The sequence below is a fragment of the Pseudomonas sp. RW407 genome, assembly GCF_003176655.1.
Lineage (GTDB): Bacteria > Pseudomonadota > Gammaproteobacteria > Pseudomonadales > Pseudomonadaceae > Pseudomonas > Pseudomonas delhiensis.
Map to the genome: position 1 here is coordinate 836,416 of NZ_QGSL01000106.1, position 8,886 is coordinate 845,301.

Sequence of the window (8,886 nt, forward strand, 5' to 3'; positions counted from 1 at the left end):
GTGCTCTCGCCGTGCAGTTTACGAGGGTTTGATCATGACGTGTTGGGTAGGTATCGATGTCGCCAAGGATTCGCTAGCCGTATGGCTGCGTCCGCAGGGCAAGAGCTTCAGCGTTTCCAATGACGAGCAAGGTCACCAGCAATTGCTGGCGCTGTTCGCCGAGGAAAAGCCCGGCCGTATCGTGCTGGAGGCGACCGGTGGTTATGAGTGCGATGTGATGTTCGGCCTGTCTCGCGCCGGTCACGCGGTCTCGCGCCTGAACCCCACGCGGGTGCGAGCCTTTGCCACGGCCATGGGCAAACTGGCCAAGACCGATCCCATCGACGCGGCGGTACTGGCGCATCTGGCTCAGACGCTGGAGGAAGCCCCCAGCACCGTGCCTTCGCCGGAACGCGAGCGGCTGCGGGAGCTGGTGCAGCGCCGCGAGCAACTGGTCAGCCAGCGCGATGATGAGCGTCGTCGTTTGCATCAAGCCCGCGACCCCTTTGTCCGCCAATGCCTGGAAAAAGCCATCAAGGCGCTCAAAGAAGCGATCCGCCGCTACGACAAGGAAATCGCCAAGGCGATGAACGCCGTGGACGCAGAACAGGCCCAGCTACTCAGCCAGGTCAAAGGCGTGGGACCGGTGACCGTGGCCGGGCTGCTGGCCTATCTGCCGGAGCTGGGGCAATTGAACCGCCGCCAGATCGCCGCCCTGGTGGGCCTGGCGCCTTACAACAGCGATAGCGGGCAGAAGTCGGGGCAGCGCCGGATCCGAGGGGGACGAGGCATGATCCGGCGCATCCTGTACATGGCGGTTTTGTCGATCATTCGCTATCAGGAAGACTTCGCTCGCCGCTACCAGAGCCTGCGTGAGAACGGTCGATGCGCCAAGGTTGCCCTGGTGGCCTGCATGCGTGTACTCATCGTGCGACTGAACGCCATGGTCAGGGACGGTACCTGCTGGAGAACAGATACCGTGCAGCAGTGAAAGACAGTTGCTCCTACAATGGGGCGAGATGGGAGACGCGAATTTCGATCCAGTCACTCCCGCGAACGACGGAGCCCAGAAGACAGTTGCTCCTACGACCGTGCTTCCCTGGAATTGTAGGAGCGGACTCCGTCCGCGATCGGATTCTCCGGCCACGCCGGACACCCCGATGGCACGGCCAACGGCGGATAACCGCGAACGGTTATTCGCCCTACGGTCGATTGCCCCCTCCACACGGAACCACCCGGTGGCACGCTCGTAGGGCGCATAACGCCTACGGCGTTATCCGCCATCGGACACCGGTGTTCCCCGGCAGCCCCCTCAAACCTCCGGCAACGCCCAGTCGATCGGCGTCTTGCCGTTCTGCTCGAGGAACTTGTTGGTCCGGCTGAAGTGCCCGTTGCCGAGGAAGCCGCGGTAGGCCGACAGCGGCGACGGGTGGGCGGACTTGAGGATCAGGTGCTTGCGCGGGTCGATCAGCTTCTGCTTGCTCTGCGCGTGGGAGCCCCAGAGCAGGAAGACCACGCCGTCGCAGCGCTCGTTGACCACCTCGATCACCCGGTCGGTGAAATGCTGCCAGCCGGCCTGGGCATGGGAGCCGGCGCGGGAGTGCTCCACCGTCAGCGAGGTGTTGAGCAGCAGCACGCCCTGCTCCGCCCAGTGCTGCAGGTAGCCGTGGTTGGGAATGGGGATGTTCAGGTCGCGCTGCAGCTCCTTGTAGATGTTCTGCAGCGACGGCGGAGCCGGTACCCCCGGCTGCACCGAGAAGCACAGGCCGTGGGCCTGGCCGGGACCGTGATAGGGGTCCTGGCCGATGATCACCACCTTGACCTTGTCCAGGGGGGTGGAGTTGAGCGCGTTGAAGATCAGCGGGCCCGGCGGGTAGATCACCTTGCCGGCGGCCTTCTCCCTGCGCAGGAATTCGCCCAGCTCGCGCATGTACGGCTTGTCGAACTCCTCGCGCAGGGCACTCTTCCAGCTCTCTTCCAGTTTGATACGATCGTCGCTCTCGGTCATGGGACACCTGATGGAACATGGCCGCCGCACCCTAAGAAAAGCTCCCGCCCCTTGTCAATGCGGCATAGTCCATGGATCCCTCGGAAAGCTCCCCTGCCATCCCCCCTGCCGACGCCGTGCGCTTCGCGCTGTACAACCGTTTCCTCAAGGGCGAGGCCAAGGTGCCGCAGATGCCCGAGGCGCACCTGCGCGTGCGCCGCCTGCTGGGCGATGCACGCACTTCGCTGGAGCAGCTGGCGCGGGTGATCAACGCCGACCCGCCGCTGGCCGCCTACCTCATGCAGTTCGCCGAGAGCCCGCTGCTGCGCGGCGCGCGCCCCTGCGCCTCGCTGCGCGACGTTTTGGCGCGCCTGGGCACCCGGCGCCTGGGCAACCTGGTGCTGGGCTTTTCCCTGCGCAACCTCTACATCGGCAAGGAGCGCATCCTCCAGCAGATGTTCCGCGCGCGCTGGAACGCCGCCCGCGAGCGCGCCGCCTACAGCGCCCTGCTGGCCCAGCACGGCCGGGTGGCCGAGGCCGACGACGCCATCCTCGCCGGCCTGCTGCAGGACGTCGGCAGCCTGCCGCTGCTGGCCGAGCTGGAGCGCTGGCCGGACTACCCGCGTGACGCCGAGTCGCTGCAGCGCCTGTGCGAGCAGCTGTCCGGCGACATCGGCGTGGTCATCATGACCGTCTGGAAGCTGCCCACCCTGACCATCGAGTGCGCCCGCCAGCGCACCCGCTGGACCCGCGAGCACAACGGCCCGGCCGACCTCGCCGACCTGGTGCAGGTGGCCGAGCAGCTGCGCGACCCGGCCCTGGCCGGCGACGCCCTGGCCGAGCTGCCGGCGTTCCGCCGCCTGGCGCAGGCCTGCCCGGCGCTGCAGCAGCCGATCCCCCAGCTGCGCAAGCAATTGGCGGAAGAAGTGAAGCTCTGGCAGCGCCTGCTGGCCGGCCGCTGAGCCGCCCTACCCCTGGTGCAGCGCCCGGTAGTGACTGGGCGCCATCCCCACCACCCGCTTGAACAGCCGCGAGAAGTAATAGGCGTCGGCGTAGCCGAGCTGCTCGGCCACCTGGCGCACTTCCAGGTGGCCCTGGTCGAGCAGGCGGCAGGCGTGGGTCATCTTCAGCCGGATGAAGTCCTGGATCGGCGCCTGGCCGGTCAGCGCGCGGTAGGTCTTGGCGAAATGGAAGCGCGACAGGCGGAACTGCGCGGCCAGCTCGTCAAGGTTGAGGCTGCTGTCCAGGTGCTCGCGCATCAGCGCCTGCACCGCCTCGATGTCCAGCACCGCGCCGGACTTCAGCCGCGCCCGCACCGGGCGCAGCGCCAGGGAGGTCAGCAGGGCCTGCAGCAGGTGCGCGGCATGGATGAAGTGCGGCAGGCTCAGGCCTTGGCGACGCAGCGCCAGCAGCGCGTCGAACTCCCCGCGCAGGCGCGGCTGCACGCCCACCCGCAGGCGTGGCGAGGAACCCAGCGGACGCAGGAACTCCTCGGCCAGGGCGCCGTCCAGGTGCACCCAGTAGATCGACCAGGGCCGCTCGACCGCCGCGCCATAGGTATGCACGCGGCCCCTGGGCAGCACCAGCAGGTCGCCGGCGAGCACCTCGAATCGTCCATCCACCGTCTCCAGCCAGCCCTCCCCGGCGCTGCAGTAGATCAGCAGGTGGTCGTCCGGCGCCTGGCGCTCCATGCGGTGCCCGGCGGCGGCCGGGTAATAGCCCAGCGCCAGCGGGTAGCAGGCCTGGCCCAGCGGGTGCCGCGCCAGGGCGCGGCGCAGGCGCGGCGGGGTGATGAAGCGGACGCCCTGCTGCGGCAGGGGCCAGGCCGAGAGAAGCGGGCTGCCGGACATGCGGACGAGTACCTCGATGAAGTCGATCCAATGCCAAGATCGTCCATCCCCGGGGCAAGATCGTCAATCCACAGCGGGGCCCGGCTCGCGCTATAACCGTGGCAGGCTGTCCCACTTCACAAGAACAAACCGAGGAAGCTCCATGGAATTCGATCTCAGCGAAGAACAGCGCCTGCTGGTGGAAAGCGCCAGGGCCTTCGCCCGCCACGAGTTGGCGCCGCACGCCGCGGACTGGGACCGCGAGCACCACTTCCCGGTGGACGTCATCCGCCGCGCCGCCGAGCAGGGCTACCTGGGCCTCTACATCAGCGAGGACGACGGCGGCCTGGGCCTGTCGCGGCTGTCCGCATCGCTGATCTTCGAGCAACTGGCCGCCGGCTGCGTGGCCACCACCGCTTACATCACCATCCACAACATGGCCACCTGGATGCTCGCCAGCTTCGGCGACGCCGCGCTCAAGGAGCAGTGGCTGCCCGGGCTGATCGGCGGCGAGTCGCTGGCCTCCTACTGCCTCACCGAGCCGGACGCCGGCTCCGACGCCGCCCACCTGCGCACCCGCGCCCGCCGCGACGGCGAGGAGTACGTGCTGGACGGCGCCAAGACCTTCATCTCCGGCGCCGGCTCCACCGACGTGCTGATCGTCATGGCGCGCACCGGCGCGGACGGCGCCAAGGGCATCTCCTGCTTCCTGGTGCCGGCCAACGCCGAGGGCATCCGCTACGGCCGCAACGAGGACAAGATGGGCTGGAAGGCCCAGCCCACCCGCACCATCACCTTCGAGGGCGTGCGCATCCCGGCGGGCAACCGCATCGGCCCCGAGGGCCAGGGCTTCGTCTACGCCATGAAGGGCCTGGACGGCGGCCGCCTGAACATCGCCAGCTGCTCCCTGGGCGCGGCCCAGGCGGCGCTGGAGCAGTCGCTGCGCTACGTCGAGGAACGCAAGCAGTTCGGCAAGGCCCTGGCCGAGTTCCAGGCCCTGCAGTTCAAGCTGGCCGACATGCTCACCGACCTCACCGCCAGCCGCCAGATGGTGCGCCTGGCCGCGCACAAGCTGGACCACGGGGACGCCGAGGCGACGCTGTACTGCGCCATGGCCAAGCGCTTCGCCACCGACCGCTGCTTCGCCCTGTGCAACGAGGCGCTGCAGTTGCACGGCGGCTACGGCTACCTCAACGACTACCCGCTGGAGCGCTGGGTGCGCGACAGCCGCGTGCACCAGATCCTCGAAGGCACCAACGAGATCATGCGGGTGATAGTCGCGCGCCGCCTGCTGGACCAGGGCGGCATGCTCGACCGTTTGCTGTAGCGCCTTTGATCTTCGTAGGAGCGGATTCATCCGCGATCGGCACCGCGCCGTGGCCATCGCGGACGGAGTCCGCTCCTACGACAAGACGTGCAGCCCCGTAGGATGGGTCGAGCGAAGCGATACCCATGCCACGAAAAGCACCGCGCAGATAAATGGAAAAAACGCCCGGCCACGCGGTCCAATCCGAACGCAACGGACATGGACGCCCGGGCCCGGGCCCCCTAGAGTCCCCGCATACCCCGGCGCCGGCCACGGCCCGCGCCCTGCCAAGGAGAACCCCATGAGCACCGCCGTCGAACCCTACAAGCCCGGCCACTTCGACCTGACCCACAAGCTCACCGTGGAGAAGCACGGCCACACCGCGCTCATCACCATCAACCACCCGCCGGCCAACACCTGGGACCGCGACTCGCTGATCGGTCTGCGCCAGCTCATCGAGCACCTCAACCGCGACGACGACATCTACGCCCTGGTGATCACCGGCCAGGGGCCGAAGTTCTTCTCCGCCGGCGCCGACCTGAACATGTTCGCCGACGGCGACAAGGCCCGCGCCCGCGAGATGGCCCGGCGCTTCGGCGAAGCCTTCGAGGCCCTGCGCGACTTCCGCGGCGTGTCCATCGCCGCGGTCAACGGCTACGCCATGGGCGGCGGCCTGGAATGCGCCCTGGCCTGCGACATCCGCATCGCCGAGCGCCATGCCCAGATGGCCCTGCCCGAGGCCGCGGTGGGCCTGCTGCCCTGCGCCGGCGGCACCCAGGCGCTGGCCTGGCTGGTGGGCGAAGGCTGGGCCAAGCGCATGATCCTCTGCGGCGAGCGGGTGGACGCCGACACCGCCCTGCGCATCGGCCTGGTGGAACAGGTGGTGGACAGCGGCGAGGCGCGCGGCACCGCCCTGCTGCTGGCGGCCAAGGTGGCGCGGCAGAGCCCGGTGGCAGTGCGCACCATCAAACCGCTGATCCAGGGCGCCCGCGAGCGCGGCCCGAACACCTGGCTGCCGGAGGAGCGCGAGCGCTTCGTCGACCTGTTCGACGCCGACGACACCCGCGAGGGCGTCAACGCCTTCCTGGAGAAACGCGAACCGAACTGGCGCAACAAGTAAGGACCGCCCCATGAACGTACTTTTCGAGGAACGCCACGGCCTGCACGGCTTTCGCATCGGCATCGCGACGCTGGACGCGGAGAAGAGCCTCAACGCCCTCAGCCTGCCGATGATCGAGGCGCTGCTGCAGCGCCTGAAGATCTGGCGCGACGACCCGCACATCGCCTGCGTGCTGCTGCGCGGCGCGGGCTCCAAGGCCTTCTGCGCCGGCGGCGACGTGCGCAAGCTGGTCGACGCCTGCCGCGAGCACCCCGGCGAGGTGCCGGAGCTGGCGCGGCGCTTCTTCGCCGACGAATACCGCCTCGACCACCTCATCCACACCTACGGCAAGCCGCTGATCTGCTGGGCCCACGGCTACGTCATGGGCGGCGGCATGGGCCTGATGCAGGGCGCCGGGGTGCGCATCGTCACCCCGTCCAGCCGCCTGGCCATGCCGGAGGTGAGCATCGGCCTGTACCCGGACGTCGGCGCCAGCTGGTTCCTCGCCCGCCTGCCGGGGCGCCTGGGGCTGTTCCTCGGCCTGGGCGCCACCCAGATGAACGCCCGCGACGCGCTGGACCTGGACCTGGCCGACCGCTTCCTGCTCGACGGCCAGCAGGAGGTCCTGCTCACCGGCCTGGTCCAGCTGAACTGGCGCGAACAGCCGGAGGTGCAGCTGCACAGCCTGCTCCGCGCCCTGGAGCACGAGGCCCGCGGCGAACTGCCCGAGGCCCAGCTGCTGCCGCGCCGCGAACGCCTGGACCAGTTGCTCGACGTGGCCGACGCCAGCGACGCCTGGCAGGCCCTGGCCGCCGTGCAGAACGACGCCGACCCGCTGCTGGCCAAGGCGGCCAGGACCCTGGCCGGCGGCTGCCCGCTGACCGCCCGGCTGGTCTGGGAACAGATCCGCCGCGCGCGCCATTCGTCGCTCGCCGAAGTGTTCCGCATGGAGTACGCCATGAGCCTGAACTGCTGCCGCCACCCGGAGTTCGCCGAAGGCGTGCGCGCCCGGCTGATCGACAAGGACAACACGCCGCACTGGCACTGGCCGGAGATCGCTGCCATACCTGAGGCTGTGGTGGACGCGCATTTCGAGGCGACCTGGGAGGGCGCGCACCCGCTGGCGGACCTGTAGCCTCCGCCCCCTCCCCCGTAGGAGCGAGCTTGCTCGCGAACGCTTTTCCCTGACGCCGCAGGTGCCAGGCGGGTTCGCGAGCAAGCTCGCTCCTACGAAGAGCCTCGCGGCGTTCACCCTGGCAACCAGAGGAGAACGCGGATGAAACAGATAGCCTTCATCGGCCTCGGCCACATGGGCGCGCCCATGGCCGCCAACCTGCTCAAGGCCGGTTACCTGCTGCGGGTCTTCGACCTGGTGCAGAGCGCCGTCGACGGCCTGGTGCCGCTGGGCGCCAGCGCCGCGCGCAGCGCCCACGACGCGGTGGACGGCGTCGACGTGGTGATCACCATGCTGCCGGCCAGCCAGCACGTCGAGGGGCTCTACCTCGGCGAGCAGGGCCTGCTGCAGCACATCGCCCCCGGCACCCTGGTGCTGGAATGCTCGACCATCGCCCCGGCCTCGGCGCGCAAGGTCCACCACGCGGCGGCCGAACGCCGCATCCCCATGCTCGACGCACCGGTCTCCGGCGGCGTCGGCGGCGCCGTGGCCGGCACCCTCACCTTCATGGTCGGCGGCGACGCCCAGGTGCTGGAGAAGGCCAGGCCGATCTTCGCCGCCATGGGCCGCAACATCTTCCACGCAGGGCTCGACGGCGCCGGGCAGGTGGCCAAGGTGTGCAACAACCAGCTGCTGGCCATCCTCATGATCGGCACCGCCGAATCCCTCGCCCTGGGCGTGGCCAACGGCCTGGACCCGCTGGTGCTGTCCGAGATCATGCGGCGCAGCTCCGGCGGCAACTGGGCGCTGGAGGTCTACAACCCCTGGCCCGGGGTGATGGAGAACGCCCCGGCCTCGCGCGGCTACGAGGGCGGCTTCCTCAGCGCGCTGATGGCCAAGGACCTCGGCCTGGCCCAGGAGGCCGCGCAACTCACCGGCAACGCCACGCCCCTGGGCAGCCTGGCCACCAGCCTCTACCGCCTGCTGCTCAAGCAGGGCTTCGGCGACAAGGACTTCTCGGTGGTGCAGAAGCTGTTCGACCAGGGATTGTGAAGCGCAGCTTACGAGTGCATGGCGGCCCGGCCGGTTTTTCCCGCGCCGGGCGTGGCCGATCATGGGCGCCTTCCCGCCGTGCTACGGCCTTTCCCACGGAGTCGCAAGATGAAGATCGCCCTGATCGGTGCCACCGGCCACGTCGGCCATTATTTCCTCGAAGAAGCCCTGCGCCGCGGCCACGAGGTGACCGCCCTGGTCCGCGACCCGGCGAAACTGGCCGGCCGCGCCGGCGTCAGCGCCGTGCAGGCGGACGTCTACGACGCCGCGCAGGTGGCCAGGGCCGTCGCCGGCCATGACGTGGTCATCAGCGCCTTCAACGCCGGCTGGGGCAACCCGGACATCCGCGCCGCCCACGCCCACGGCAGCCGCGCCATCCTCGAAGGCGCCAAGGCCGCCGGGGTGAAGCGCCTGCTGGTGCTCGGCGGCGCCGGCAGCCTGGACATCGTCCCCGGCCAGCGCCTGGTGGACAGCCCGGAGTTCCCGGAAGCCTGGAAACAGGGCGCCCTCGGCGCCGCC

The 8,886-nt window shown here is 69.4% G+C and carries 9 protein-coding genes; 7 read left to right on the plus strand and 2 right to left on the minus strand.

Annotated features, from left to right (window positions below; all coding sequences use genetic code 11):
- The first annotated feature begins 34 nt into the window (after positions 1–34).
- Complete coding sequence (locus DK254_RS20560; protein WP_109931808.1) at positions 35–970, plus strand: IS110 family transposase; 936 nt, start codon at positions 35–37, stop codon at positions 968–970.
- Between the two features lie 321 nt (positions 971–1,291).
- Here DK254_RS20560 and ung read toward each other — a convergent pair whose 3' ends face one another.
- Positions 1,292–1,987 carry a uracil-DNA glycosylase gene (gene ung, locus DK254_RS20565; RefSeq protein ID WP_109935254.1) on the minus strand — a complete coding sequence of 232 codons (696 nt, stop codon included), beginning with the start codon at positions 1,985–1,987 and terminating at the stop codon, positions 1,292–1,294.
- Positions 1,988–2,058: 71 nt separating this feature from the next.
- On the opposite strand from ung, the gene DK254_RS20570 reads away from it, so the two are divergent.
- The gene (locus DK254_RS20570; protein ID WP_177412083.1) at positions 2,059–2,928 is read left to right on the plus strand and encodes an HDOD domain-containing protein; all 870 of its coding nucleotides are present in this window, start codon (positions 2,059–2,061) and stop codon (positions 2,926–2,928) included.
- 6 nt (positions 2,929–2,934) lie between these two features.
- On the opposite strand, the gene DK254_RS20575 is transcribed toward DK254_RS20570, so the two are convergent.
- Complete coding sequence (locus tag DK254_RS20575) at positions 2,935–3,816, minus strand: AraC family transcriptional regulator (RefSeq protein WP_109935255.1); 882 nt, start codon at positions 3,814–3,816, stop codon at positions 2,935–2,937.
- Positions 3,817–3,958: 142 nt separating this feature from the next.
- On the opposite strand from DK254_RS20575, the gene DK254_RS20580 reads away from it, so the two are divergent.
- From DK254_RS20580 to DK254_RS20600, 5 genes are all read left to right on the plus strand, one after another.
- The gene (locus DK254_RS20580) at positions 3,959–5,122 is read left to right on the plus strand and encodes an isobutyryl-CoA dehydrogenase (RefSeq protein WP_109935256.1); all 1,164 of its coding nucleotides are present in this window, start codon (positions 3,959–3,961) and stop codon (positions 5,120–5,122) included.
- 280 nt (positions 5,123–5,402) lie between these two features.
- Entirely contained in the window at positions 5,403–6,221 is an 819-nt protein-coding gene (locus tag DK254_RS20585) for an enoyl-CoA hydratase (protein ID WP_109935257.1), read from the plus strand.
- Between the two features lie 10 nt (positions 6,222–6,231).
- Positions 6,232–7,335, plus strand: coding sequence for an enoyl-CoA hydratase/isomerase family protein (locus DK254_RS20590; RefSeq protein ID WP_109935258.1), 1,104 nt, complete (start codon positions 6,232–6,234; stop codon positions 7,333–7,335).
- Between the two features lie 141 nt (positions 7,336–7,476).
- Positions 7,477–8,367 (plus strand): 3-hydroxyisobutyrate dehydrogenase, encoded by an 891-nt coding sequence (gene mmsB / locus DK254_RS20595; RefSeq protein WP_089391927.1) that lies wholly within the window; start codon positions 7,477–7,479, stop codon positions 8,365–8,367.
- Between the two features lie 108 nt (positions 8,368–8,475).
- A partial coding sequence (locus DK254_RS20600) for an NAD(P)-dependent oxidoreductase (protein ID WP_146219635.1) occupies positions 8,476–8,886 on the plus strand: 411 nt, incomplete at its 3' end.